This window comes from Mycobacterium sp. WMMD1722 (genome assembly GCF_049315205.1).
GTDB lineage: Bacteria > Actinomycetota > Actinomycetes > Mycobacteriales > Mycobacteriaceae > Mycobacterium.
In genome coordinates this window covers 1,184,003-1,208,974 of record NZ_CP186056.1, presented here as the reverse complement: position 1 = coordinate 1,208,974, position 24,972 = coordinate 1,184,003, and the positions used below count along the sequence as shown (strand labels likewise).

At 69.1% G+C, this 24,972-nt stretch carries 25 protein-coding genes; 18 read left to right on the top strand and 7 right to left on the bottom strand.

Features of this window, described 5'->3' with window-relative positions; translation table 11 throughout:
* Positions 1-54 precede the first annotated feature (54 nt).
* The 8 genes from ACN27E_RS05625 (at position 55) to ACN27E_RS05590 (ending at position 9,629) form a co-directional block, all read left to right on the top strand.
* A complete protein-coding gene (locus tag ACN27E_RS05625) occupies positions 55-741 on the top strand; it encodes a hypothetical protein (RefSeq protein ID WP_422747267.1) in 687 nt (228 codons plus the stop codon).
* Between the two features lie 256 nt (positions 742-997).
* Positions 998-2,758, top strand: a complete 1,761-nt coding sequence (locus ACN27E_RS05620; protein ID WP_422747265.1) for a DUF885 domain-containing protein — start codon at positions 998-1,000, stop codon at positions 2,756-2,758.
* Between the two features lie 53 nt (positions 2,759-2,811).
* A complete protein-coding gene (locus ACN27E_RS05615) occupies positions 2,812-3,801 on the top strand; it encodes a helix-turn-helix transcriptional regulator (protein ID WP_422747264.1) in 990 nt (329 codons plus the stop codon).
* Positions 3,798-4,775, top strand: a complete 978-nt coding sequence (locus ACN27E_RS05610; protein ID WP_422747262.1) for a helix-turn-helix transcriptional regulator — start codon at positions 3,798-3,800, stop codon at positions 4,773-4,775. The genes ACN27E_RS05615 and ACN27E_RS05610 overlap by 4 nt, the downstream gene beginning before the upstream one ends.
* A gap of 28 nt (positions 4,776-4,803) precedes the next feature.
* The gene (gene tatA / locus ACN27E_RS05605) at positions 4,804-5,055 is read left to right on the top strand and encodes a Sec-independent protein translocase subunit TatA (RefSeq protein ID WP_422747260.1); all 252 of its coding nucleotides are present in this window, start codon (positions 4,804-4,806) and stop codon (positions 5,053-5,055) included.
* A gap of 74 nt (positions 5,056-5,129) precedes the next feature.
* The gene (tatC, locus tag ACN27E_RS05600) at positions 5,130-6,098 is read left to right on the top strand and encodes a twin-arginine translocase subunit TatC (protein WP_422747259.1); all 969 of its coding nucleotides are present in this window, start codon (positions 5,130-5,132) and stop codon (positions 6,096-6,098) included.
* Positions 6,082-8,838 carry a DEAD/DEAH box helicase gene (locus tag ACN27E_RS05595; RefSeq protein WP_422747257.1) on the top strand — a complete coding sequence of 919 codons (2,757 nt, stop codon included), beginning with the start codon at positions 6,082-6,084 and terminating at the stop codon, positions 8,836-8,838. Before tatC ends, ACN27E_RS05595 begins: the two co-directional genes overlap by 17 nt.
* 41 nt (positions 8,839-8,879) lie before the next feature.
* The gene (locus ACN27E_RS05590; RefSeq protein WP_422747255.1) at positions 8,880-9,629 is read left to right on the top strand and encodes a DUF4333 domain-containing protein; all 750 of its coding nucleotides are present in this window, start codon (positions 8,880-8,882) and stop codon (positions 9,627-9,629) included.
* Here the strand turns inward: ACN27E_RS05590 and ACN27E_RS05585 are convergent.
* Positions 9,626-10,576, bottom strand: coding sequence for a 5'-3' exonuclease (locus ACN27E_RS05585; protein WP_422749643.1), 951 nt, complete (start codon positions 10,574-10,576; stop codon positions 9,626-9,628). The two genes, ACN27E_RS05590 and ACN27E_RS05585, sit on opposite strands and share 4 nt — an antisense overlap.
* A gap of 58 nt (positions 10,577-10,634) precedes the next feature.
* Here ACN27E_RS05585 and ACN27E_RS05580 point away from each other — a divergent pair, with 58 nt between their 5' ends.
* On the top strand, positions 10,635-11,777 hold the full coding sequence (locus tag ACN27E_RS05580; RefSeq protein ID WP_422747253.1) for a M24 family metallopeptidase: 1,143 nt from the start codon (positions 10,635-10,637) through the stop codon (positions 11,775-11,777).
* A gap of 5 nt (positions 11,778-11,782) precedes the next feature.
* Here ACN27E_RS05580 and ACN27E_RS05575 read toward each other — a convergent pair whose 3' ends face one another.
* Positions 11,783-12,196, bottom strand: coding sequence for a F420-dependent biliverdin reductase (locus ACN27E_RS05575; protein WP_422747250.1), 414 nt, complete (start codon positions 12,194-12,196; stop codon positions 11,783-11,785).
* A 36-nt stretch (positions 12,197-12,232) separates the two neighbouring features.
* Here ACN27E_RS05575 and ACN27E_RS05570 point away from each other — a divergent pair, with 36 nt between their 5' ends.
* The 4 genes from ACN27E_RS05570 to ACN27E_RS05555 are packed head-to-tail and all read left to right on the top strand — an operon-like array spanning position 12,233 to position 15,637.
* Positions 12,233-12,982, top strand: coding sequence for an SDR family NAD(P)-dependent oxidoreductase (locus tag ACN27E_RS05570; protein ID WP_422747247.1), 750 nt, complete (start codon positions 12,233-12,235; stop codon positions 12,980-12,982).
* Positions 12,979-14,157: a precorrin-6y C5,15-methyltransferase (decarboxylating) subunit CbiE gene (gene cbiE / locus ACN27E_RS05565; RefSeq protein ID WP_422747245.1), complete on the top strand. Its 1,179-nt coding sequence runs from the start codon at positions 12,979-12,981 to the stop codon at positions 14,155-14,157. Before ACN27E_RS05570 ends, cbiE begins: the two co-directional genes overlap by 4 nt.
* Entirely contained in the window at positions 14,154-14,909 is a 756-nt protein-coding gene (gene cobM, locus ACN27E_RS05560; RefSeq protein WP_422747243.1) for a precorrin-4 C(11)-methyltransferase, read from the top strand. Before cbiE ends, cobM begins: the two co-directional genes overlap by 4 nt.
* Positions 14,909-15,637, top strand: a complete 729-nt coding sequence (locus ACN27E_RS05555) for a cobalt-precorrin-6A reductase (RefSeq protein ID WP_422747241.1) — start codon at positions 14,909-14,911, stop codon at positions 15,635-15,637. The genes cobM and ACN27E_RS05555 overlap by 1 nt, the downstream gene beginning before the upstream one ends.
* Here the strand turns inward: ACN27E_RS05555 and ACN27E_RS05550 are convergent.
* From ACN27E_RS05550 to ACN27E_RS05530, 5 genes are read right to left on the bottom strand one after another with little or no spacing between them, the layout of a single operon-like run.
* Complete coding sequence (locus tag ACN27E_RS05550) at positions 15,618-16,697, bottom strand: phosphotransferase family protein (protein WP_422747239.1); 1,080 nt, start codon at positions 16,695-16,697, stop codon at positions 15,618-15,620. The genes ACN27E_RS05555 and ACN27E_RS05550 overlap by 20 nt on opposite strands.
* A 38-nt stretch (positions 16,698-16,735) precedes the next feature.
* A complete protein-coding gene (locus ACN27E_RS05545; protein WP_422747238.1) occupies positions 16,736-18,211 on the bottom strand; it encodes a precorrin-2 C(20)-methyltransferase in 1,476 nt (491 codons plus the stop codon).
* A complete protein-coding gene (locus ACN27E_RS05540) occupies positions 18,208-18,834 on the bottom strand; it encodes a precorrin-8X methylmutase (protein ID WP_422749641.1) in 627 nt (208 codons plus the stop codon). Before ACN27E_RS05540 ends, ACN27E_RS05545 begins: the two co-directional genes overlap by 4 nt.
* A gap of 10 nt (positions 18,835-18,844) precedes the next feature.
* Complete coding sequence (gene cobG / locus ACN27E_RS05535) at positions 18,845-19,966, bottom strand: precorrin-3B synthase (RefSeq protein WP_422747236.1); 1,122 nt, start codon at positions 19,964-19,966, stop codon at positions 18,845-18,847.
* Positions 19,967-19,997: 31 nt separating this feature from the next.
* Positions 19,998-20,927, bottom strand: coding sequence for a TauD/TfdA dioxygenase family protein (locus tag ACN27E_RS05530; RefSeq protein WP_422749639.1), 930 nt, complete (start codon positions 20,925-20,927; stop codon positions 19,998-20,000).
* A gap of 147 nt (positions 20,928-21,074) precedes the next feature.
* Here ACN27E_RS05530 and ACN27E_RS05525 point away from each other — a divergent pair, with 147 nt between their 5' ends.
* The 5 genes from ACN27E_RS05525 (at position 21,075) to ACN27E_RS05505 (ending at position 24,956) form a co-directional block, all read left to right on the top strand.
* On the top strand, positions 21,075-21,722 hold the full coding sequence (locus ACN27E_RS05525) for an ABC transporter permease (RefSeq protein ID WP_422747234.1): 648 nt from the start codon (positions 21,075-21,077) through the stop codon (positions 21,720-21,722).
* Positions 21,719-22,900, top strand: a complete 1,182-nt coding sequence (locus tag ACN27E_RS05520) for an ATP-binding cassette domain-containing protein (RefSeq protein WP_422747232.1) — start codon at positions 21,719-21,721, stop codon at positions 22,898-22,900. The genes ACN27E_RS05525 and ACN27E_RS05520 overlap by 4 nt, the downstream gene beginning before the upstream one ends.
* Positions 22,897-23,682: an ABC transporter permease gene (locus ACN27E_RS05515; RefSeq protein WP_422747230.1), complete on the top strand. Its 786-nt coding sequence runs from the start codon at positions 22,897-22,899 to the stop codon at positions 23,680-23,682. The genes ACN27E_RS05520 and ACN27E_RS05515 overlap by 4 nt, the downstream gene beginning before the upstream one ends.
* A gap of 59 nt (positions 23,683-23,741) precedes the next feature.
* On the top strand, positions 23,742-24,698 hold the full coding sequence (locus ACN27E_RS05510; protein WP_422749637.1) for a glycine betaine ABC transporter substrate-binding protein: 957 nt from the start codon (positions 23,742-23,744) through the stop codon (positions 24,696-24,698).
* Between the two features lie 150 nt (positions 24,699-24,848).
* Positions 24,849-24,956 (top strand): DUF948 domain-containing protein, encoded by a 108-nt coding sequence (locus ACN27E_RS05505; protein WP_422747228.1) that lies wholly within the window; start codon positions 24,849-24,851, stop codon positions 24,954-24,956.
* The last annotated feature ends 16 nt before the right edge of the window (positions 24,957-24,972 follow it).

Sequence of the window (24,972 nt, the reverse complement as noted above, 5' to 3'; positions counted from 1 at the left end):
ATCACGCTTGTCGCCGGTTGTTCCGATCCATCGACCCAACCCACGCCGCCGTCGATGACACCCTCGGCCACGGGGGTAGACGGTGTTGCCCAGTACACCTACAGGTGGATAAGCAATCCGAACCTCGACCTCATGACGCCTGAGGGAACCTTCGTTCGTGCAGTTCGAGAGTCCATCGATCGCGCCAGCTTTGGAGAAGGGCTCGGCATCAGCGCTATCGAGGATGCGGCTTATCCGGGCTTCATGCGAGCCTTCAACAACGTGATCGATCCCGAGGTGGTAGGCGGCAATGCACGAAAGGATCTTCCCAGGCTCGGAACGCTCTACTACGAGGTAGTTCGCTTTCAGCGCGATGGAGAGCAATACACGGTGGGATTGTGTACTTACGGCTCTAGGCTGGCAACTCGTACATGGGACGGATACACGACTCCTGGAGCACGTTCTCCGTCGAATTCTGCCTTGATCTTTAGTTTCGGCCCCAACGCATCCTTGGCGCCGGACCAGCAGATCGCTCCGCTGGAGATGCAGCGGGGACCTGAGAACGCGCCAGTCGACGATGTGTTCGGAACTTGGATCATGACGAGCATCAAGATTCTCGGCGCAAACGTCGACCTGCCGGAGTGCGCAGGCAAGCTTGCTCCGGGCACCCCGCAAGGTCTGCCGGACGACTACTTCGTCAGCCCTGAGCCGCCTCCGGTGCTTCCTCCCGTGCCCGGCTGGCCGGACGCGGATAACGGGTGAGGACTAGTTCGGCCTCGCGTGGAGACAACCCCGTTGGCAAGTCGCTTTCGACTGCATCTCCCTTGACTAAGAGCCGCAGTTGATGACGATTTCGGTCAACCCCGACGCCATTCGATCGACGAGTGTTGGTAAGACGACGTATACCTACGCCGACCGCACGCTCGTCCTACGCATCAACCGACTGAGACCACCAACACGCGTGCAGTCCGGGCCGTAGAGTACGTCTCGCCGCCCCTCGCCAGGTCGAAGGAGACCCGTGAGCACCAAAGCTGCACTGCGTAAACGGTTCGCGGCGACGGTGGCGGCAGTCATCGCCCTGTCGGTCGCCCTGGCGGGCTGCACCAGCTCGAGTCAACCGACAGCCGAATCCGCCGAAGACACCTTCCGGCAGCTCTCCTCGGAGATCCTCGACTTCGTCTACCAGTCCGATCCGTCGACGGCCACCTACCTCGGCATCCACGACTACGACGACAAGATCGCCGATCGCTCCGCGGCCGCAGTGAAAGCCGACTCCGAGGCCGCCCGCACTTTCCGTTCCCGACTCGACGACATTGCGCAGCAGGACCTTTCACCCGAAGCCCAGCTCGATCTCGAACAGACCAAGCGCACGCTCGACGGCTGGCTGCTGCAGAACGACGTCATCCGCTCCTGGGTCAAAGATCCCGACCTCTACAGCAGCGGCATCACCAATGACGCCTACGTTCTGATCTCGCGTCCCTTCGCCCCGGCCGAACAACGCCTCACGTCTCTGACCAGCCGGCTCAAAGCGATGCCGGCGGTGCTGGCCGAGGCCCGGAAGAACATCGACAATCCGGCCCGCATCTACACCGACATCGCGATCGAACAGATCGACGGCAACCGCGACTTCTTCGCCCTCGACGTACCGGCGGCCTTCAGCGACGTCACCGACACCGCGCTGCTCGCCGACTTCAAGAAGGCCAACGACGCAGTGATCGCCGAACTCGAGGCGTACAAGGGCTGGCTGACCGACGACCTGGTGAACCGATCCAACGGCACCTTCGCCTATGGCCCCGACACGTACCGGAAGGTCCTCGCCGCCGACGAGATGATCACCACCGACCTCGACGACCTCCTCGCCACGGCCCACGCCGACCTGCAGAGGAATCAGCAGGCCTTCGCCGAGACCGCCAGGGAAATCGATCCGACGAAACCCGCACCGGAGGTCCTCGCCGACGTCGCCGAGAGCCATCCACCCGCGTCGAAGCTGCTGTCGGTCACTCAGGACAACCTCGACGGCCTCGCCCAGTTCATCCGCGAGCACGACATCATCGACCTGCCGCCGGCACCGCCGGCCAAGGTGATCGAAACGCCGCCCTATCTGCGCGCGACCACCTCGGCCACCATGGACACCCCTGGCCCCTTCGAGAAGAGCTCGACCGAGGGCTTCTTCACGATGACGCTGCCCGACCCGACCTGGCCCCAGGCGGAGCAGGACGACTTCATGACGCGGTGGTACCAGGCGGCGATCAGCAACGTCTCGGTCCACGAAGTGTGGCCCGGCCACTACGTCCAGTTCCTCAATGCGAAGAACTATCCCTCCGACATCCGCAAGGTCTTCGGCGCCCGATCCAACAGCGAGGGCTGGGCCCACTACTGCGAACAGATGATGCTCGACGAAGGCCTGCACGCCGAGGACCCCCGCTATCGGCTCGCCCAGATCCAGGACGCCCTCCTGCGCGACGTCCGCTTCATCGCCGGCATCGAGATGCACACCCGCGGCATGACCGTGGATCAGGCCACCGACCTGTTCGTCGCCGAGGCCTTTCAGCCCAGATCGGTCGCGGAGTCCGAGGCGAAGCGGGGAACCTCCGACGCCACCTACGGCTACTACACCATGGGCAAACTCATGATCCTCAGATTGCGCGACGATTACCGCCAGAAGATGGGCGACGACTTCTCGTTGAAGACCTTCCACGACGAGTTCGTGAAACTGGGTCCGCTGCCGGTGCCGCTGATCCGCAAGGCCATGCTCGGCGAGATCGGCACCCTGTTCTGAACCGAGCGCGTCGCCGCCACTGACCCACCACCGCACGCCTTAAGCTCGTAGGAGTGGCGACCTCCAAAGTCGAACGGCTGATGAACCTGGTCATCGCGCTGTTGTCGACCCGCACATTCATCACCGCCGAGCGGATCCGTCAGGTCGTCGCCGGCTACTCCGACAGCCCCAGCGACGAAGCTTTCTCCCGCATGTTCGAACGCGACAAGAACGAACTGCGCGACCTCGGCATCCCGCTCGAGACCGGTCGCGTATCCCAGTTCGACCCCACCGAGGGCTACCGCATCAACCGCGACGCCTACGCGCTGCCCGCCGTCGAACTCACCGCCGACGAAGCCGCCGCGGTCGCGGTCGCCACCCAGCTCTGGGAATCACCCGAGCTGATCACCGCCACCCAGGGTGCCCTGCTCAAACTCCGCGCCGCCGGTGTGGACGTCGACGCGGCCGACAGCGTCGCCATCTCCACCGCCACCCTGCCGGGCGTCCGCGGCAACGAGGAAACGCTGCGCACCCTGCTCGATGCGATCGACAACGGCCAGGCGGTCCAGTTCGGCCACCGCAGGGACCGCACCGAGCCCTACACCGCGCGCACCGTCGAACCATGGGGTGTCGTCACCCACCGGGGCCGCTGGTATCTCGTCGGCCACGACCGCACTCGCGACGACGTCCGGACCTTCCGCATCTCCCGCATCGGCGGCGACGTGACGCCCGTCGGACAGCCCGGCACCGTGAGCAAGCCCGACGGCCTCGACCTGCGGGACATCGTGCGCCGCGCCGTCGCCGAGTGGCCGACCGGTGCGGAGGCCCGCGTCTGGGTCGCCGACGGCCGGGCCACCGCGCTGCGACGCCAGGGCACCGTCGAGAGACGGATGGCTCGCGGCGGACGCGACGGCGACGTCCTGCGCGTCGATATCGGCATGTTCGACCGGCTCGCACGTGAGATCGCCAGCTACGGCGCGGACGCCGTGGCGTTGGAACCGGAATCGCTGCGCGCCGACGTCATCGACCGGCTACAGGCCCAGTCGGCGGGAGCGCGGACATGAGCGCGGTGTCCCACCGCCTGGTGCGGCTGCTCAACATGGTCCCGTATTTCCAGGCCAATCCGCGGATCACCTATGTCGAAGCCGCCTCCGATCTCGGCGTCAGCGTCAAGCAGCTGCGCGAAGATCTCGACCAGCTCTGGATGTGCGGTCTGCCCGGCTACGGTCCGGGCGACCTCATCGACTTCGAATTCTCCGAAGACACCATCGAGGTGACCTTCTCCGCGGGTATCGACCGCCCGCTACGCCTCACCTCGCCCGAGGCCACCGGCATCCTGGTCGCCCTGCGAGCGCTGGTGGACGTACCCGGCATGGTCGACCCCGAGGCCGCTCGCAGCGCGATCGCCAAGATCGAACAGGCAGCGGGCACCGCCGGCCACGACGCCGTCGACGCGGTGACCGCCGTCGAAGAGCCCGCCCCGGCCGAGAGCGAGGCCGCCGCCGCCGTGCGCACCGCTGTCCGCAGCGGCCGCGCCCTGGCCATCGAGTACTACTCCGCCTCCCACGACGCCCTGACCAGCCGAATCGTCGACCCCATCCGCGTCGTACTGGTCGGCGACCACAGCTACCTGGAAGCCTGGTGCCGATCCGCCGAAGGCGTACGCCTGTTCCGCTTCGACCGCATCGTCGACGCCCGCGCCCTCGACGAACGTGCCGCACCGCCGCCGCCCGCGGTCCAGGCCGGCCCGGACACCTCGCTGTTCGACGCCGACCCGGCGCTGCCGTCAGCCACGCTGCTGATCGGCAAGTCCGCCTCGTGGATGTTCGACTACTACCCCCTGCGGGTGGTCCGCGAACTCGGCGACGGCACCTGTGAAGCGGCGATGACCTACGGCTCGGACGACTGGATGGCCCGCTTCGTGCTGGGCTTCGGTTCGGCGGTGCAGGTGCTGGATCCGCCCGAGCTGGCCGACCGGGTCCGCGAGTCGGCCGCCCGCGCGTTGCGCGCCTACGCTGAGGACACCACCGGCGGGTAGACTCGTCGGCGACTTGGAGGAGGTGCACATGGGCGGTCTACAACCCTGGCATTGGGTGATCGTGATCGCGGTGTTCGTGCTGCTGTTCGGCGCCAAGAAGTTGCCGGATGCCGCGCGGTCGCTGGGCAAGTCGATGCGGATCTTCAAGTCGGAGATCAAGGAGATGCAGGCGGACGGCAAGTCGGACACCCATCCGGCCACCCCGATCGCCTCCGAGCGCGTCGACGCGGCCGATCCGGCCGCCACTGCCGACCAGCGCTCCGACAAGCGCTCGGCCTGACCCGACACCCCCCGTTCCGCGCGGCTGCGGCCGCGCCGTCAGGCTGCGTTCCCACGCGGCGCTAGGCAGCACACGTGCAAACCCCCGGCATCTTCAAGAAACTCAACCCGCGTAACCGCCGAGCCCGGGCCAATCCCGACGGCACCATGTCGCTGGTCGAGCATCTGCACGAACTGCGCAACCGTCTGCTGATCGCCGCGGCGGCCGTCGTGCTCACCACGATCCTCGGCTTCGTCTGGTACACGCACGGGTTCTTCGGCCTACCCAGCCTCGGGGAGTGGCTGCGCGGGCCCTACTGCGCCCTGCCGGACTACGCGCGCGCCGACATCACGGCGGGTGGCGGCTGCCGCCTGCTGGCCACCGCCCCCTTCGACCAGTTCATGTTGCGCCTCAAGGTCGCGCTGATGGCCGGCATCGTGATGGCCTGCCCGATCTGGCTGTATCAGATCTGGGCGTTCATCACCCCCGGCCTCTACCGCCACGAGAAGCGCTTCGCCACGGCGTTCGTCGCCGTCGGGGCACTGCTGTTCGTCAGCGGCGCCGTCCTGGCCTACATCGTGCTGGCCAAGGCGCTGGGCTTCCTGCTGACCGTCGGCAGCGACGTGCAGGTCACCGCGCTGTCGGGCGATCAGTATTTCGGCTTCCTGATCAACCTGCTGCTGGTGTTCGGCTTCAGCTTCGAGTTCCCGCTGTTGATCGTGATGCTCAACCTGGTCGGCATCCTGCCCTACGCGAAGCTCAAAGCGTGGCGGCGCGGGCTGATCTTCGCGCTGTTCGTCTTCGCCGCGTTCTTCACGCCCGGTTCCGATCCGTTCTCGATGCTCGCGCTGGCGTGCGCGCTGACGGTACTGCTCGAATTCGCCATCCAGATCGCCCGCATCCACGACAAGCGCAAGGCCAGGCGGGAAGCGGCCGAGTCGGTTCCCGACGACGAGGCGTCATCCATCGGCGCCGCCGAGCCGGTCGGTCCCTCCGAATCCATCGACCCGCCCAGCGCGGTGACCACCTCTTCGCACGTCCATCTGCATGACGAATCCACCTGACAGCCAGCTGGCCGCCTTCGCCGCTGAGCTGTCCTTTGCGCTCGACGACTTCCAGGTCCGGGCCTGTCAGGCGCTCGAGACCGGTCACGGCGTGCTGGTGTGCGCCCCGACCGGCGCCGGCAAGACCGTCGTCGGCGAATTCGCGGTGCACCTGGCATTGGCGGCGGGCACGAAATGCTTCTACACCACGCCGATCAAGGCCCTGAGCAACCAGAAGCACGGCGATTTGGTCCGCCGGTACGGGGCCGAGCGGATCGGCCTGCTCACCGGCGACCAGAACATCAACGGTGACGCCGACATCGTCGTGATGACCACCGAAGTTCTGCGGAACATGCTGTACGCGAACTCGCCTGCGCTGCAGGGACTCTCGCACGTCGTCATGGACGAGGTCCACTTCCTGGCCGACCGGATGCGCGGCGCGGTGTGGGAGGAGGTGATCCTGCACCTGCCCGACGAAGTGCGCCTGGTCAGCCTGTCGGCCACCGTCAGCAATGCCGAGGAGTTCGGCGGCTGGATCAAGACCGTGCGCGGAGACACCTCGGTGGTGGTCGACGAACACCGGCCGGTCCCGCTGTGGCAGCACGTGATGGTCGGCAAACGGCTGTTCGATCTGTTCGACTACCGGTCCGGCTCGGCGGCGCGCGGCGGACGCGACCTCGTGGTGGATCCTGAGCTGTTACGCCACATCTCGCATCGCCGCGAGGCCGACCGACTGGCCGATTGGCAGCCGCGGGGCCGTGGTCGGGGCCCGAATCGCGGCCGACCCACCATGTACCGGCCACCGGCACGGCCCGACGTGATCGGTCTGCTGCACAACGAGGGTCTGCTGCCCGCCATCACCTTCGTGTTCTCCCGCGCCGGCTGCGACGCCGCGGTCAAACAATGCCTGCGGTCCTCGCTGCGGCTGACCAGCGAGTCGGAGCGCAAGCGCATCGCCGAGGTGATCGACCGGCGCTGCGCCGATCTGGCCGACGAAGACCTCGTCATCCTCGACTACCACCAGTGGCGGGAGGGTCTGCTGCGCGGGCTGGCCGCGCACCACGCCGGAATGCTGCCGGTGTTCCGGCACACCGTCGAAGAGCTGTTCGCCGCAGGCCTGGTCAAGGCCGTGTTCGCCACGGAGACATTGGCCCTGGGGATCAACATGCCGGCCCGCACCGTGGTGCTCGAGCGGCTCGTCAAGTTCAACGGTGAGCAGCACATGCCGCTGACACCGGGGGAGTACACGCAGCTCACCGGCCGGGCCGGACGCCGCGGCATCGACGTCGAGGGGCACGCCGTGGTGCTGTGGGGCCCGGAGGTCGAACCCCTCGAGGTGGCCGGACTCGCCTCGACGCGGACCTTCCCGCTGCGCAGTTCGTTCGCCCCGTCCTACAACATGACCATCAACCTGGTGCAGCAGATGGGCCCCGCGCAGGCGCGCCAGCTGCTGGAGCAGTCGTTCGCCCAGTACCAGGCGGACCGCTCCGTGGTCGGGCTGCGTCGCGGCATCGAACGCGGTGAACGCGTGCTCGACGAGATCGCCGCCGAGCTGGGTGAGCACGAGGCATCCGTGCTGGACTATGTGCGGCTGCGGGCCAAGATCTCCGAACGGGAACGTGCCCAGTCGCGCGCCTCACGCGTGCAGCGGCGTGCGGCCACCAACGATGCGCTCGCCGCACTGCGCCGCGGCGACATCATCACCATCACCCAGGGCCGCCGGGGCGGCCTGGCCGTCGTGCTCGAACCGGCACGCGACACCGACGATCCGCGCCCCCTCGTGCTCACCGAACACCGTTGGGCAGGCCGGATCTCGTCGGCCGACTACTCGGGTGCGACACCCCGGGTGGGGACCATGGCGCTGCCCAAACGCGTCGAGCACCGCAACCCGCGGGCGCGACGGGACCTGGCCAACGCGCTGTTGTCGGCGGCCGAGGGGCTCGCGCTGCCCTCGGCGCGGCCCCGTCGCGGTCAGCCCGGACCCGATCACGACATCGATCCCGAACTCGTCGCGCTTCGGGAGAAGATGCGCCGTCACCCAGCACACCAGCTGCCCGACCGTGATGAGCTGGCCCGTATCGGTGAGCGCTATCTGCGCATCGAACGCGACAATGCCCAGATCCGGCAGAAGGTGTCCGCCGCCACCAATTCTCTGTCCCGCACCTTCGACCGCATCGTGGTGCTGCTCGGCGAGCGCGGCTTCATCGACACCAGCGGCGACGTTCCCACCGTCACCGACGACGGCCGATTGCTGGCCCGCATCTACAGCGAGAGCGATCTGTTGGTGGCCGAATGCTTGCGGGCGCAGGCCTGGGACGGGCTCGCGCCGGCCGAGCTGGCCGCTGTGCTCTCGTCGGTGCTGTTCGAGTCGCGTGGCGACACGCCCGGCGTTGCACCGGGATCTGAGGCGCCGTCGGCCGCCGTGCGCCGCGCGCTGGTGCAGACCCGTCGACTGTCGGCCCAGTTGCGCGCCGACGAACAGCGCCACCGCATCGCACCGAGCCGGGAGACCGACGAGGGGTTCGTCGCCGCGATCTACCGCTGGGCCACCACAGGTGATCTGACCACGGCGCTGGCCGCATCCGATGCGACGGGCAGCGGGTCGCCGCTGTCGGCGGGTGACTTCGTGCGATGGTGCCGGCAGGTGCTCGACCTGCTCGACCAGGTGCGTAACGCGGCACCGACACCCGCGCTGCGCACCTCCGCGAAACGCGCCATCACCGACATTCGACGTGGCGTCGTCGCAGTTGATGCGGGGTAGTGTGTGGCCCAGCGAGCCGACCGAGGATCAAGGGAGTGACGATGAGCGGACCGCAGGGATCTGATCCGAACCAGCCGTGGACCGGTCAGCAGCCGGAAGCCGGTCAGGGTCAGCCGGGCGGTGACCCGTCACATTGGCAGCCGCCCACCTCCGGCGGAGAGCAGCCGACCGAGACGTCATGGCAGCAGCAGCCGCCCGCGTACACCCCGCAGCAGTACGGGCAGTATCAGCAGCCGACCCAGCAGCCCCCGGCGTACCAGCCCTATCCGCCGACCGAACAGTACGGCCAGCCGTACGCGCAGCCCCAGTACGGTCAGCCGCAGTATGGCCAACCCCAGTACGGCCAACCGCAATACGGCCAACCCCAGTACGGACAGCCCGGTCAGCCCGGGCAGTTCGGCCAGCCGCAGCAGTACGGCGGGTACCCCCAGCCGGGCGCCGACGACAGCTCGAAGCGTTCGATGAAGGTGATCGGCGGTGTCGTCGCCGTGCTCGCCGTTCTCATCATCGCTGTGATCGGTGTCCTCGGTTTCTGGACGCCCGGTTTCTTCGTCACCACCAAACTCGACGTCAACGCCGCGCAGTCCGGCGTCCAGCAGATCCTCACCGACGAGGCGAACGGCTACGGCGCCAAGAATGTTCGGGACGTCACCTGCAACGGCGGCACCAGCCCGGTGGTCAAGAAGGGCGACACCTTCGACTGCGAGGTGAGCATCGACGGCACCAAGCGCGAGGTCACCGTCACGTTCCAGGACGACGACGGGACCTACGAGGTCGGCAGGCCGCGCTAGTCCAATCCGTCGAGCGCCTTCTGGAGGCGCCCGAGTGACGAGGTGACCCCGAAGTCGCCGGCAAGTTCGGCGACTTTGCGGGGATGCGCTGCGGCCAAGGGCAATTCGTCGGTGGTGGTCGACATCGACACGGGCGCGTCGGTGGCCACCCGTACCACCGGCTCGGCGGCGGCGATGTACTCCCCGGCCGCCAACAGCTTCTTGCGGTACGCCTTGGCCATCGTGGACCGGGGATCCTGCGCAGCGGCCACGATCGCCTCCAGCGAGCCGTACTGGGCCAGCAGGGTGGCCGCGGTCTTCTCACCCACGCCCGCCACCCCCGGCAATCCGTCCGACGGATCACCGCGCAGCAGTGCCAGTTCGGCGTAGGCGGCGCCGGCGCGCTGTTCGGGCACCGCATACTGTTCGGCCACTTCGGCGGGACCGAACAGGGTCGCCTTGCTCATCCCACGGCCCAGGTAGAGCACCCGCACGGGCACCGGGTCGTCGGTGACGACCTGCAACATGTCCCGGTCGCCGCTGACCACGATGACGGGGTCACGCGTCTCCGCGGCGGCCAGCGTGCCGAGCACATCATCTGCCTCGTAGCCCGGCGCACCCGCGTGGGCGATGCCGAAAGCGTCGAGCATCGCCATGATCATGTCGACCTGGGGCGTCAGCTCGTCGGGCACCTCTTCGACATCGGTGCCCTCGGGGTGTGGCTCGGCGACGCGGTGCGCCTTGTAGGAGGGGATCAGGTCGACCCGCCACTGTGGCCGCCAATCGTCGTCGCGGCATACCACCAGCCGGCCAGGGCGCTCCCGGGTGATCAGCATCGCGACCGTGTCGAGGAATCCGCGCAGGGCGTTGACCGGCCTGCCGTCGGGTGCGGTGATCGACGACGGCAGCGCGAAGTAGGAGCGGAACCACATGCTGGCGCCGTCGAGGAGCAACAGCGGTGCGTTCATCGCCGCCTCATGGGACACGAGGACCTTGCGGACATCAGACGACAGTAGCCTGGTTGCCATGACCGGCAGCCGCTTCGACACCGACGTGTACGCCCGACGCCTGCGCACCGCCGCCGCCTCGGCGGCCGACGCGGGTCTGGCCGGGCTGGTCATCACACCGGGATACGACCTGCGCTACCTGACAGGGTCGCGGGCGCAGACCTTCGAGCGGCTCACCGCGCTGGTGCTCCCGGCAGACGGTGAGCCCACCGTGATCGTGCCGCGCCTGGAACTGGCCGCGCTTGGTCAGTCCGCCGTCACCGAACTCGGTCTGGCGGTGCGTGATTGGGTCGACGGGGAGAACCCGTACGAGCTGGTGGCCGAGGCGCTCGGGGGAGCGCCGGCGCGCGTGGCGGTCACCGATTCAATGCCGGCATTACACCTGCTGCCGCTGGCGAACGTACTCGGCGAGGTGCCGATCCTGGCGACCGACGTGCTGCGCCGGCTGCGGATGCGCAAGGACGCCGCCGAGATCGACGCACTGCGCAAGGCGGGCGCCGCGATCGACCGGGTGCACGAGCGGGTGCCCGGATTCCTCGTCGCCGGCCGGACCGAGGCCGACGTCGCCGCGGACATCGCCGAAGCCATTGTCGCCGAGGGCCATTCTGAGGTCGCCTTCATCATCGTCGGTTCGGGGCCGCATGGCGCCGACCCGCACCACGAGTGCTCGGACCGCGAACTGCGCGCCGGTGACGTGGTGGTCGTCGACATCGGCGGACCGTACGAGCCGGGCTACAACTCCGACTCCACCCGCACCTACGTGCTCGGCGAGCCGGATCCCGAGGTCCTTCGCCGCTACACGGTGCTCCAGCGCGCCCAGCAGGCAGCCGTCGCCGCGGTCCGACCGGGGGCGACCGCCGAACAGATCGATGCGGCGGCGCGTGACGTGCTGGCCGAAGCCGGCCTGGCCGAAGCGTTCGTGCACCGCACCGGCCACGGCATCGGGCTGTCCGTGCACGAGGAGCCCTACATCGTCGCGGGCAACGACCTGCCGCTGGAGGCCGGGATGGCGTTCAGCGTGGAACCCGGGATCTACTTCCCCGGCCAGTGGGGCGCCCGCATCGAGGACATCGTCATCGTGACCGAAGACGGCGCCGAATCGGTCAACAACCGACCGCACGATCTGGTGGTGGTTCCTGCGGGTCCGCCCGCAACGGTCTGAGCCGATCAGTCGGGATCGCGGTCGAGCAGCGACGAGGCGCCGAGCACCCGCTCGATGCGCACCTCGATCACGACCCGGCGGGGGTTCGGCCGCGGTGTGCGGTAGCGCTGCGCGTAGCGCAGTTCGGCGTCGCGGACCGCGTCGGCGTCGGGGTTGACCGTCGACTTGCCCTCCAGTGACAGCCATCGGGCGCCGTCGACCTGGCTGAGCACGGCGATCCCGCGCTGGTCGGCGTTGACGGCCTTCTGCGAGCCACCGGTGGTGATGACCCGCGCGATGTGGGTCTTGGGGTCGAAGGTGAAGCCCACGGCGACCACGTGCGGTGAATTGTCCGCGCGCAGCGTGGTCAGCATCGCCAGGTGGCGTTCGGTCAGAAACGCCAGCGCGTCACTGGTGAGCCGAGTGGTTGACTTCCCCATCGGAGCCCACGCTAGCGCAGGACATAATCTTGGGCCGTGAAGGACACGGGCGGCGATCTGGTGGTGATCTTCGGCGGCCGCAGCGAGATCGGCATCGAGGTGGCGACACGGTTGGCGCGCGGTGCCACCGTGGTGTTGGCGGCCCGCGGCGCAGATCGGCTCGACGACCAGGTACAGGCGGTGCGCGACGCCGGCGCCGTGGCTGTGCACACGGTCGCCTTCGACGCCGATGACCTGGCCTCGCATGCGCCGCTGGTGGCGCGGCTGACCGCCGAACACGGCGCCATCGATGTCGCGGTGCTGGCGTTCGGGATCCTCGGCGACCAGGCCCGCGCCGAACGCGACCCCGGGCACGCCGCGGCGGTCGTGCACACCGATTACGTCGCCCAGGTCAGCCTGCTCACCGTGCTCGCCACGACGATGCGCGCGGCCGCCGGCGGTTCGATCGTGGTGTTCTCCTCCGTGGCCGGGGCCCGGGTGCGCCGGGCCAACTACGTCTACGGCTCGGCCAAGGCCGGACTCGACGGCTTCGCCAACGGATTGTCCGACGCCCTGTACGGGACCGGTGTGCATCTGCTGATCGTGCGCCCCGGTTTCGTCGTCGGCCGGATGACCGAGGGCATGGAACCCGCGCCGCTGTCGAGCACTCCCGGGCAGGTCGCCGACGCGACGGTGCGGGCGCTGGCCCGTCGCCGGCGAACGGTCTGGGTGCCCGCTGCGTTGGGTGCATTGGTGGTCGTGATGCGACTGCTGCCGGCCACGCTGTGGCGCAGGATGCCCCGATGAGCCGCGTGGTGGTCGTCGGTATGGGCGCAGACGGTATGGCGGGTCTGGTTCCCGCATCCCGGGCCGAGTTGCAGCGTGCCTCGGTGATCTACGGATCGGCCCGCCAGCTCGCGCTGCTCGACGGCACCGTGCGAGCGCAGCGCCGGGAGTGGCCGAGTCCCTTGATGGAGGCGTTGGGCGCCCTGGGCGAGGAGACCGGTGACGTCCACATCGTCGCCAGCGGTGACCCGATGCTGCACGGTATCGGCGCCTCGGCCGTCCGGATCCTCGGCGCCGATCGCGTCACCGTGCTGCCGCACACCTCGTCGGTGGCCCTGGCATGTGCCCGGCTGGGCTGGTCAATCCAGGACATCGAGGTGATCAGTCTGGTGACCGGCCCCGAGCACACCGCCGTCCGCCGGGGTGGACGCGCGGTCGTGCTCTCGCGTGACGCGTCGACCCCCGCGACGCTGGCGCGAATGCTCACCCACCACGGCCGCGGGGATTCGCAGCTCACGGTGCTCGAGCAGCTCGGCGGGCCCGCCGAACGCCGCCGCGACGCCACCGCTCGGCAGTGGGCCGCCGACCCGCCCGGCGATGTCGACGCCCTCAACGTGATCGCCGTGCGCTACCTGCCGGACGACGCGCGGTTGCACACGCTGCCCGACGACGCCTTCACCCACGACGGTCAGCTCACCAAGCAGTCGATGCGGGCGGTGACGCTCGCCGCCCTCGGACCGCGGCCGGGGGAGCTGCTCTGGGACGTCGGCGCCGGATCAGGCAGCGTGGCGATCGAGTGGTGCCGCAGCGGCCGGGGATGCCGAGCGGTGGCCTTCGAACGCGACGAGGTGCGCCGGCTGCGCATCGGCGAGAACGTCGCCGCCCACGGTGTGCGGGTCGATGTGCGGGGGGCGGCGCCCGAGGCGTTCGGCGGCGATACGCCCGCCGCGGTCTTCGTCGGCGGCGGCCTGACCCACGAGGGCCTACTCGAAGCCTGTGTCGAACGGCTGCCCGCCGGAGGCCGGCTGGTGGCCAACGTCGTCACCGCCGAATCCGAAGCGGTTCTGGTGCAATGGTATTCGCGAATGGGCGGTGAATTGCGGCGGTTCCAGCACTATCGGGGCGAACCCGTCGGCCGGTTCACCGGCTGGCGCCCGGCGATGCCGGTGACGCAATGGGCGGTGGTCAAACCGTGACGGTGTACTTCATCGGCGCCGGGCCGGGTGCGGCGGATCTGATCACCGTACGGGGCCAGCGGCTGCTGCAGCGATGCCCGGTCTGCCTGTACGCCGGATCGATCATGCCCGACGACCTGCTGGCGCTGTGCCCTCCCGATGCCCGAGTGATCGACACCGGGCCGCTGACCCTCGACCAGATCGTCGACGAACTGGCGAGCGCACACGCCGCGGGTCGTGACGTGGCGCGGCTGCACTCCGGCGACCCGGCGATCTACAGCGCCCTGGCCGAGCAGTGTCGCCGACTCGACGCGCTGGGCATCGACTACCAGGTGGTGCCCGGCGTGCCGGCCTTCGCCGCGGCCGCTGCCGCGCTGGGCCGGGAACTGACCGTACCCGGCGTCGCGCAGACCGTGACGCTGTCGCGGGTGGCCACGCTGTCGACCGCGATGCCTGCCGGTGAAGACCTTGCCACCCTGTCCGCGTCCGGCGCGACCCTGGTCCTGCACCTGGCAGCCGCACAGATCGACGCCATCGTGCCGCAGCTGCTCGACGGTGGATACGAGCCGGAAACCCCCTGTGCGGTCGTGGCGTTCGCCAGCTGGCCGCAGGAGGTGGTGCTGCGGGGCACGCTGGCCGAGATCGCCGGGCAGATGCACGCGGCCGACGTCACCCGCACCGCGGTCATCATCGTCGGTGACGTACTGGCCGCCGACGGCTTCACCGACAGCTACCTGTATTCGTCCGGACGGGTGCGCCGGGGGCGGCACTGATGCGGATCCTGTTGCTCGGCGGCACCGCGGAGGCCCGGGAACTGGCGGGCTGCCTGCATCCGCAGGTGTCGGTGATCAGCTCGCTGGCCGGCCGGGTCCCCGACCCGGCACTGCCGGTGGGGCAGGTGCGTGTCGGCGGCTTCGGCGGGGTCGACGGCTTGTGCCGATGGCTCGAGGACTCACCGGTCGACGCGGTCGTGGATGCGACGCATCCGTTCGCGGCGACGATCACCGCGCACGCCGTCGAAGCGTGCAACCGGCTGGGGGTGCCGCAGCTGGTGCTGGTTCGGCCGGCCTGGCCCACCGGGGGCGCGTTTGTTGTGCGAACCGATGTCGAGGCGGCCGAAGTCGTGGCGCAGGAAGGCTTCTCGCGAGTGTTCCTGACGACGGGTCGCAGTGGCACGGCGGCGTTCCGCGGCTCCGAGGCCTGGTTTCTCATCCGGGCCGTCACCGCGCCGGAGGCGGGCACCCTGCCGGCGCGGCACGAACTGCTTCTCTCGCGGGGGCCCTACCACTACGGCGGCGAGCGCGAACTCATGGCCGGCAGGCACATCGATGCGTTGGTGACGAAGAACAGTGGCGGAGCCATGACCCGCGCGAAGCTCGATGCCGCGACGGCGCTCGGGGTGGCCGTGGTGATGGTGGACCGGCCACCGCTGCCCGACGGTGTGCGCACCGTCGGCACCGTGGGCGAGGCGGTGCAGTGGGTCAGGTCGCTGCGTCGATGAGCTCGAGGGTATCCAGCTCGCGGATCGCGCGGCAGCCCCGGCTCAGCATGGTCAGGACCATCTCGTCGCCGCGCTCGGTCGAGGAGGCGAAGGCGAAACCCAGCGCCGTGAGCAGCGGTGCCTGTACGACCGCGAGACGGTAGTCGCTCCAGCACTGTTCGACGTCGTAACCGTCGACGCCGTTCTCCGTCAGGGCGCGGTGGTAGAGCTCCACCAGCTGCCGCTCGGCGGCCGCCCGGTCCTGCGGCAGCAGGCTGGTGGCGGTGAAGTAGGCCAGATCGCGGGCCGGCAGCCCCACCCCGAGGGTTTGCCAGTCGACCACCGAGACGTGGGTGCGCTCCGGGTCGAAGAGCAGGTTGTCGAGGCGGTAGTCGCCGTGCAGCAACGCGAAGCGGGACCGGGCGGCCAGCAGCCAGGGCGTGACCCGACTCATGGTCGCCGCCAGCGTTTCCCGGTCCTGCTCGCTCATTCGGCTGCCGAGTTCGTCGATGGTGATATCGGCCGCCATCGTGGCGATGTCACCGAAACCTCTGGCGCCGCCGATGTCTGGGCGGGGCATCACCACGCCGGGCATCTCGTCGAGCGTGGGATCGCACCACGTCGGGCCGTGCAGACCGGCCAACGCCGCAACGGCCAACCGAGCCTCCGCGTCGGTGCATCCGGCCAGTTGGTCGCCCTGTTCGGCCGGACTCATGTCCGACAGCAGCAACACGAAATCAGCGCCCTCCGAACCGATCCGGCAGTGGTAGCACCGGGGCATCGGTACGGTGACGCGATCGGCCATCGTGGTGTAGAAGGCATGCTCGGAGCGATAGCCCAGTGCCACGCGCTCCCGGACGGCTTCGTCCTGGGACGGTAGTTTGACCACGAACGTCGGCGGTAGATCAGGCTGGGGATCGGCGTAGGTGACCGACACGCGATAGGTCGCCCCGGTCTGGCCCGTGCCGATCGCGGCGATGTCCACCGCGGTGATCTCGACGGGTGTGCCGCCATCCGAGAGCGCCGCGCCGAGCCACTCCGGTGTGACGTCGGACGGTCGGCACGGAATCACGTCTTGCACGGCAGCACCTTTCGACACGGTGGTGACGCCGGACACTATCACCCGGGATAGTAGCGAGGCGTGAACACCCGGTCGCCGGCATCGCCGGTGTACCACTGGGTCTGAGACGAGCCGACGATGAGCAGGCACCGCATGTCCACTGCGGCGGGATCGAGGTCAGCCAGCCGCACCACGGTGATCTGCTCCCGCGGACCCGACACGTCGCGCCCGACGATCACCGGCGTGCCGGGGTCGCGGTGCTCGAGCAGCAGGTCGCGCATCGCGCCGACCTGCCAGGTCCGGGTCCGCGAGGCCGGGTTGTAGATCGCCAGCACCAGATCGGCGGCCGCGGCCGCCCGCAACCGGGTGACGATGACGTCCCACGGTTTCAACCGGTCCGACAGCGAGATCACCGCATAGTCGTGGCCGAGCGGCGCGCCGACGCGGCTGGCGACGGCCTGAGCGGCCGTCATCCCCGGGATCACGCGCACCTCGACACCAGGCCACTGCTTGGCCTCCTCGAGCACCGCGGTCGCCATCGCGAAGACGCCGGGATCACCGGAGGAGACCACCGCGACGGACCGCCCCTGCTCGGCGAGCACGCACGCCAGCCGTGCACGGGCGGGTTCGTCGGTGTTGTCGCTGGGATGGCGACGCTGACCGTCGCGGATGCCGACCCGGTCGAGGTAGGGGCCATAACCGATCAGATCGGTCGCGGCGGCGAGTTCACGGCGGCTCTGCGGCGTCATCCATTCGACCGCACCGGGGCCCAGCCCGACGACGGTGACGCTGCCGGGCGAGGCGGCCCGCTCGCTTCCACCCGGGATCATCGCCAAGGAGAAGTAGGGGACCTTGTCGTCACCGTCGACGTCCGCGGCGCTCAGCACCCGCTGATCGGGTGTGCTGGCCCGCTCGACGTAGTACGTCGCATCCAGCCGTCCGGTCGCCTGCAGCGCGGCGCGCACGGCAGGGTAGGAGCGGCCCAGCTTGAGCACGACCGCGGCGTCGGTGTCGGCGAGCCGGCGCTGCAGCTCGTCGGGCGCCAGCGTGCCGGGCAGGATCGTCAGCACCTCGTCGCCCTGCACCAGCGGCGTGGAGATCGCCGCGGAGGCGGCGCTGACGGAGGTGACACCCGGCACGATCTCGGCGGTGAACCGCTCGGTCAACCGGGTGTGCATGTGCATGTAGGAGCTGTAGAACAGCGGGTCGCCTTCGGCCAGCAGGGCGACGTCGCGTCCGGCCTGCAGGTGCGCGGCGATGCGCTCGGCGGCCTCACGGTAGAAATCCTCGATGGCTCCGGCATATCCGCCGGGATGCTCGGTGGCCTCGGTCGTCACCGGATAGACCAGGTGTTCCTCGAGCTGACCCGCCCGCAGATACGGTTCGGCGATCCGCCGGGCGATGCTGTGGCCGTGGCGCGCGCTGTGGTAGGCCACGACGTCGGCCTGGCCGATGACCCGGGCGGCCTTGACGGTGACGAGCTCCGGGTCGCCCGGCCCCAGGCCGACGCCGTAGAGCGTGCCGCGCCCGGTCATTCGCGCTCGCTCGCGATCGCGTTGACCGCTGCAGCGGACATCGCGCTGCCTCCGCGCCGGCCGGTCACCACGAGATAGGCCATGCCGCGCGGGCGGTCGATGAGCTCCTGTTTGGACTGCGCAGACCCGACGAAGCCGACGGGGCCACCGAGCACCGCCGCGGGTGCGGGGACACCGTCGTCGAGTAGTTCGAGCAGCCGGAACAGCGCGGTGGGCGCGTTGCCGATGGCCAACACCGCACCCTCGAGACGGTCGGCCCACAGATCGACCGCGGCGGCGGAACGGGTGAAGCCCAGCCGCTGCGCGAGTTCCGGCGCCCGGGGGTCGGCGACCAGCGACACCACCTCGTTGTCGGCGGGCAGCCGCGAGCGGGTGATGCCCGCCGCGACCATCGACGAGTCACACAGCACCGGTGCCCCCGCGGCCAGCGCGGCGTGCGCGCGGGCCACCACATCGCCGGAGTAGGCGACGTGGTCGGCGACGTCGACCTGACCGCAGGTGTGGATCAGCCGCACCACCACCCGCGCCACGTCCTCGGGAAACCGGGCGAGATCCGCCTCGTCGCGGATCGTCGCGAACGACTGCCGGTAGATCTCGGTGGCGTCGCGGATGTAGTCCAGCACGCCGCTCACCCTACGACGGTCGCTGCCGCAGCCGATAACCCTGCGGACCGGCCACCAGCACGTCACCGACCGGAGGACTTCCGCAGGCCCGTTCACATCCGACGAAGTGCCGACGCCCCTCGGTCGGAACCCGGACCGCGTCGGCGGCGTCGCTGCGCACGTCGGCGGCCGACCGGTCGCAGCCCGGACTGCCGGTGCAGGCACTGACGTCCAGCCACGGCGAGTTCTCGTCGAAGACCAACCCCATCGGAGCCAGCACGCGCAGCGCCACGTCGGCGACACCTTCGTCGAGATCGCAGATCAGCAGCGAGCGCCACGGGGTGATGACGACCGGGGCCTCGATCGCGCCGACGAATTCGGCGGTGCGCGCCGGCAGCACACCCAGTGGCAGGGCGGCGCCGAGGCTCACACGGCCGTCGTCCTGCGCGATCCACCCGACCGGAGGTCGCTGCACCGGAGGCCACGTGGCACCCGGCGGGGCCACCGGCGTCAGACCGTCCAGCAGATCCGCTGATTCGACCAATTCATCGACGCGCCAGGCATTTCCACGCACCTCGACGAATCGGGAAGCGATGCCGGTCAAGGTCGCGACGACGTCGTCGGCGGCCACCCGGACTCCGGTGTCACGCCCGGCGAGCAGCAGCGCGGCCGTGGTGTCGTCGAGCAGGTGAACGCCGGTGTCCGCACCGAGGCCGGACACGTCACCTCGCCCGTCGTCGAGGCTGAACCAGAATCGGCCCGACAGCCCCGCGAGCCCCGGATCACGCTGGATCGCGGTGTCCAGATCCCGCACCAGGCCCCGGACGTCACCGGCCCCGCCCGCGCGACCGGACAGCGGTGAGGCGACGATGTTGCGGACCCGCTCGTGGGTCGGTGAGGGCAGCAGTCCCGCGCCGGCCACCGCCTCGGCGACGGTCGCCGGATCGGCGACCCCGCGGATCTGGAGGTTGCCGCGCGAGGTCAGCTCCATATCGGGCGTCGCGAACTCCGCGGCGGTGCGGGCCAGCGCGGTGAGCTGGGCGGCCGAGATCATGCCGCCGGGCAGCCGAATGCGAGCCAGGGGGCCGTCGGCCGCCTGGTGGAGAGACAGGGCGCCGGGACAGGCGTCCTGATCGCGGGATCGAGTGTTCACCACCGGCCATTCTAGGAACCGGCGGCAGACCTCAACTCGCGAGCGCTGCGGACTGCGGCCCGGGCGCGACCACCGCGGAGTAGTGCGAGGCGTCGCCAGCGACGACCCGGCTGCGCCGGCCGTACACGTCGACCGGGACGTCCCCGGCCAGCGTCACCCGGCTGAGCCGTCGGTATTGGTCGTCGTAGTCGGCGACCGCGTAATGCTGGGTGGCACGGTTGTCCCAGACGGCGAGGTCGCCGAGCTGCCAGTTCCACCGCACAGTGTGCTCCAATCTGGTGACCCGGCTCTGCAGCAGCGCCAACAGCGTTTGGGACTCCGCCGGGCCCAATCCGACGAACTGCTTGATGAAGTGGCCCAGCACCAGCACCCTGCGACCGGTCTCCGGATGCACGCGCACCACGGGGTGTTCGGTCTCGAAGTACTCCGAGACGAATTCCTCGCGGTACTCGCGCTCGGTGGCCGCCAGCGCCTCATGGCGCCCGTCGAAGTCGGCCGCGTAGTCGAACTGGTTGGTGTGCACCCCCCACAGGTTCTCGACCAGGGCACGCAGTGGGTCCGGGAGCCGGTCGTAGGCCGCCTCGGTGCACGCCCAGGTCGTGGTGCCGCCGTACTCGGGCAGCGTCACCGCGCGCAGCAGCGAGGCCTTCGGGATGCGGTCGACGAATGTCACATCGGTGTGCCAGCTGTTGGCTTTGTCGTAACGCGAGTCGATGGGCAGGATGCGGTGCCCCCGTGAGCTGACGGTGGGGTGCGCGGTGGTCGGCGTCCCCAGCAATCGGGCGAAGGCGAGTTGACCGTCGTCGTCGAGACGATGCTGCCCACGGAAGAAGACGACCTTGTGCTCGAGCAACGCCTCGTTGATCTGGACGACGATGGCGGGGTCCAGATCTCCGCTCACCTCGACGCCGTCGATCCGTGCGCCGATGTGGGCGCCGAGCTTCACCACCTGCAGCGACATGCCGATCAGGATGGTCATCCGGGCGGTCGCGCGACAGGGTTCAAATCATCGCGAACCCAACGACAGGGTGGGTCGGATCGTTTCGGTGCTGCTCACTTCGGGTAACAGCAAATTCGGCGGGTGACAGCGACGACACACGGAGGTTGCGTGCGCGAACTGTGGGAGTACGTCACAGCGCATCAGTCGCAGCTGCTGTTCGACTCCTACCAGCACGTCAGCGCGGTGGTGCAGAGCGTCCTGATCGCGACCGCGGTCGGCGTGGCGATCGGGGTGGCGACCTACCGTTCGCCGCTGGCGGCCAATCTCGCAACATCGACGTCCAGTGTGATCCTGACGATTCCGGCCTTCGCCCTGCTGGGCCTGTTCATCCCGCTGTTCGGGCTCGGCGTCATCCCCAGCGTTGCCGCGCTCGTGCTCTACTCCCTGCTGCCGATCGTGCGTAACACCATCGTCGGGCTCGACGCGGTCGATCCGGCGCTCACCGATGCCGCCCGCGGGATCGGAATGAGTCGGCTGGCCACCCTGAGCCGCGTGGAGTTGCGGTTGGTGTGGCCGTCGATTCTGTCGGCCATGCGGATCAGCACCCAGATGTCGATGGGTGTGCTGGCGATCGCCGCCTACGTCAAAGGGCCCGGGCTGGGGAACCTGATCTTCGCCGGGCTGGCCCGCGTCGGCAGCCCCACCGCGATCCCGATGGCCGTCACCGGCACGCTGCTGATCGTGCTGCTGGCCCTGGCCCTGGACGGGCTGCTCGTGCTGCTGGGCCGCCTCACCACTTCGAAAGGCATTCGATGACGACCTCGACGCAGCCCGACACCGAAACCCAGGCCGTGTCCGGTGTGCGCATAGAGCTCGACCACGTGTCGAAGGTGTATCCCGGTGCGTCCGAACCCGCGGTCGACGATGCATCGCTGGACATCCCGGCGGGTGAGATCGTCGTGTTCGTCGGCCCGTCCGGCTGCGGTAAGACGACCATGATGCGGATGATCAACCGGCTGTCGGAGCCGACGTCGGGCAGCATCCGCATCGGTGATCAGGACGCCCTGTCGATCAAGCCGACCGACCTGCGCCGCAAGATCGGCTACTCCATCCAGCAGGCGGGCCTGTTTCCGCACATGACGATCCGGCAGAACGTCGGGTTGGTGCCCGGTCTGCTGCGGTGGGACCGCAAACGCATCCACGACCGGGTCGACGAACTGCTCGACCTGGTGGGCCTGGAACCCGGGCAGTACGCCGAGCGCTACCCGCGCCAACTCTCCGGCGGACAGCAGCAGCGGGTGGGGGTGGCACGCGCCTTGGCCGCCGATCCGCCCGTGCTGCTGATGGACGAGCCGTTCGGCGCGGTCGACCCGATCACCCGCAGCGCACTGCAGGACGAACTGCTGCGCCTGCAGACCGAACTGCGTAAGACTATCGTGTTCGTCACCCACGATTTCGGAGAGGCGGTCAAACTCGGCGACCGGATCGCCGTGCTGGGCCCGCGGTCGAAACTGCTGCAGTACGACTCGCCGCAGAACATCCTCGCCAACCCGGCTGACGACACGGTCGCCGGGTTCGTCGGCTCCGGAGCGTCGCTGCAGCAGCTGGGGCTCATGCGGGTCAAGGACGTCGACCTGCGCCGTGCGGCGACCGTGCATGCCGACGATTCGATCGAGGAGGTCCGAAACCGTCTGGCGGGCAGCGAGTTCGATTGGGCGGTGGTACTCGACCAGCGCGAGCGCCCGGTCAGCTGGGTGCGCGAGTCGCGGCTGGCCCACCCCGGCAAGCTCGCCGATGTCGTCGAACACCTCGACGTGATCAGCACCCAGTCCACGCTGGAGGACGCACTCGAGGCGATCCTCGCCGAGCAGCACGCCTCGGCGGTCGTGACCGGTGCGGGCGGCCGCTACGCGGGCGTGGTCACGCTGGACACCTTGATCGACACCATCACCGCGCTACGTGCCGACGCGAACGCGAAGACCCCCCGATCGTGAGCACCGTCGCCGATCGGGCCCGGCCCAAAGATGGGAAGGCCTCCGCCACCACCACCGCCGAACGGCTGCGTCTGCTCATTCAGCCGGCGCTGGTCCTGGTGGTCGCCGCGGCGGTGCTGTTCTGGGCGTTCGACCGCGACCTGACCGCCACTCAGCAGGAGAACATCAACGCCGGCAACGTCGCAACGCTGATCTGGCAGCACCTCCTGATCACCGGTGCGGTGACCGCCATCGTGCTCGCGGTGGGTGTGCCGCTGGGGATTCTGGTCACCCGACCCGGTGCAAAGGCGTTGCGTCCGTTGTTCATCGGCGTGGCCAACATCGGACAGGCGGCGCCGGCGATCGGCCTGCTGGTGCTGTTGTTCCTGTGGACGGCGAAGACCGGTTTCTGGATCGGCGTGCTGCCGATAGCGTTGTACTCCCTGCTGCCGGTGCTGGCCAGCACGATCCTTGGCATCGACCAGGTGGACCAATCCCTGATCGACGCCGGTCTGGGGCAGGGTATGTCGCGCGGCGGCCTGCTGGTGCGGGTCGAACTGCCGCTGGCCGTGCCCTACATCCTGGCCGGCCTGCGCACGTCGCTGGTGCTCGCCGTCGGTACCGCCACGCTGTCCTTCCTGGTCAACGCCGGCGGGTTGGGGATCCTCATCGACACCGGCTACAAGCTGCAGGACAACGTCACGCTGATCCTGGGCAGTGTGCTGGCCGTGTGCCTGGCACTGCTGGTCGACTGGCTCGGCGGCCTGGCCGAGTTCTTCCTCAACCCCAGGGGCCTCCGGTGACCGGCGATTTCGGCGTGAACACGCGCGGTGAGCGCGCCACATCACGCCGATTTCGCGGGTTGGTCGGGGTGGTCGCACTGGTTCTGGCGCTCACGTCGTGCGGACTGGGTTCGGGTAGCACGGTGCCGCTGAAGGTCGGGCCCGGTTCGATCGAGCCCACCCCCGGGCTCGAGGGCGTGGAGATCACCGTCGGCTCGAAGGAGTACACCGAACAGGTCATCCTCGGCTACATCCTCGAGTTCACCCTGGCTGCCGCGGGCGCCGAGGTGCGCGATCTCACCGGCATCGTCGGCTCCCGCAGCACCCGGGAGGCGCAGCTGTCCGGTCAGGTCGATGTGGCCTACGAGTTCACCGGTAACGCGTGGATCAACTATCTGGGCCGCGAGAAGCCGATCCCCGACACCGCCGCACAGTTCGAGGCGGTTCGGGCCGAAGACCTCGAGCGCAACGACATGGTGTGGCTCCCGCCCGGCCCCATGGACGACACCTACGCGCTGGCGGCGAGCAAACGGGTGGTCGACGCGACCGGGGTGCGGAACCTGTCGCAGTACGCGGAGCTGGTGCGGACCAATCCGGCGGCAGCCAAGACATGCGTCGACACCGAGTTCCGAGCCCGCCAGGACGGCTTCCCGGGTATGGCCGCGGCCTACGGCTTCGACCCGGCGCGGGCGCAGACACCCATCCTGCAGGTCGGCATCATCTACCAGGCGACGGCCGACGGGAACCAGTGTGACTTCGGCGAAGTCTTCACCACCGACGGGCGCATCGCCGCCCTCGATCTGGTCGTGCTGGCCGACGACAAACAATTCTTCGCGCACTACAACCCCTCGGTGACCATGAAGCGCGAGTTCTTCGACGCCCATCCCGAGATCGCCGACGTGACCGCGCCGGTGACCGCCGCGCTGACCAACGAGGTGATCATCGACCTCAACAAGCAGGTGGACGTCGAGGGCCGCGATCCGAGCGTCGTCGCGCGGGACTGGATGGTGTCGAAGGGTTTCGTGACCATCCCTTAGCTGCGCGTTCGCCGCGGACAGTGACATCGGTCACAGTTCGCGCAGCTGTGTTCCGTCCCACACGAAAGACGTTTTCGGGGCGGATTCCGTCGTACCTTCTCGTTGACCTGATACCGCCGGTATCGGCTATAGACGGAAGGGAGGACGACCATGATCGCCGTGCTCGTCATCGCCATCGCGCTGCTCGTGCTCATCGGTTCGCTCGGCATGCCGTACTCGCAGTCCTGGTACGCGCGCTGGGGAAACTACGACCGCTGAGGCCGGTGCGGTACGA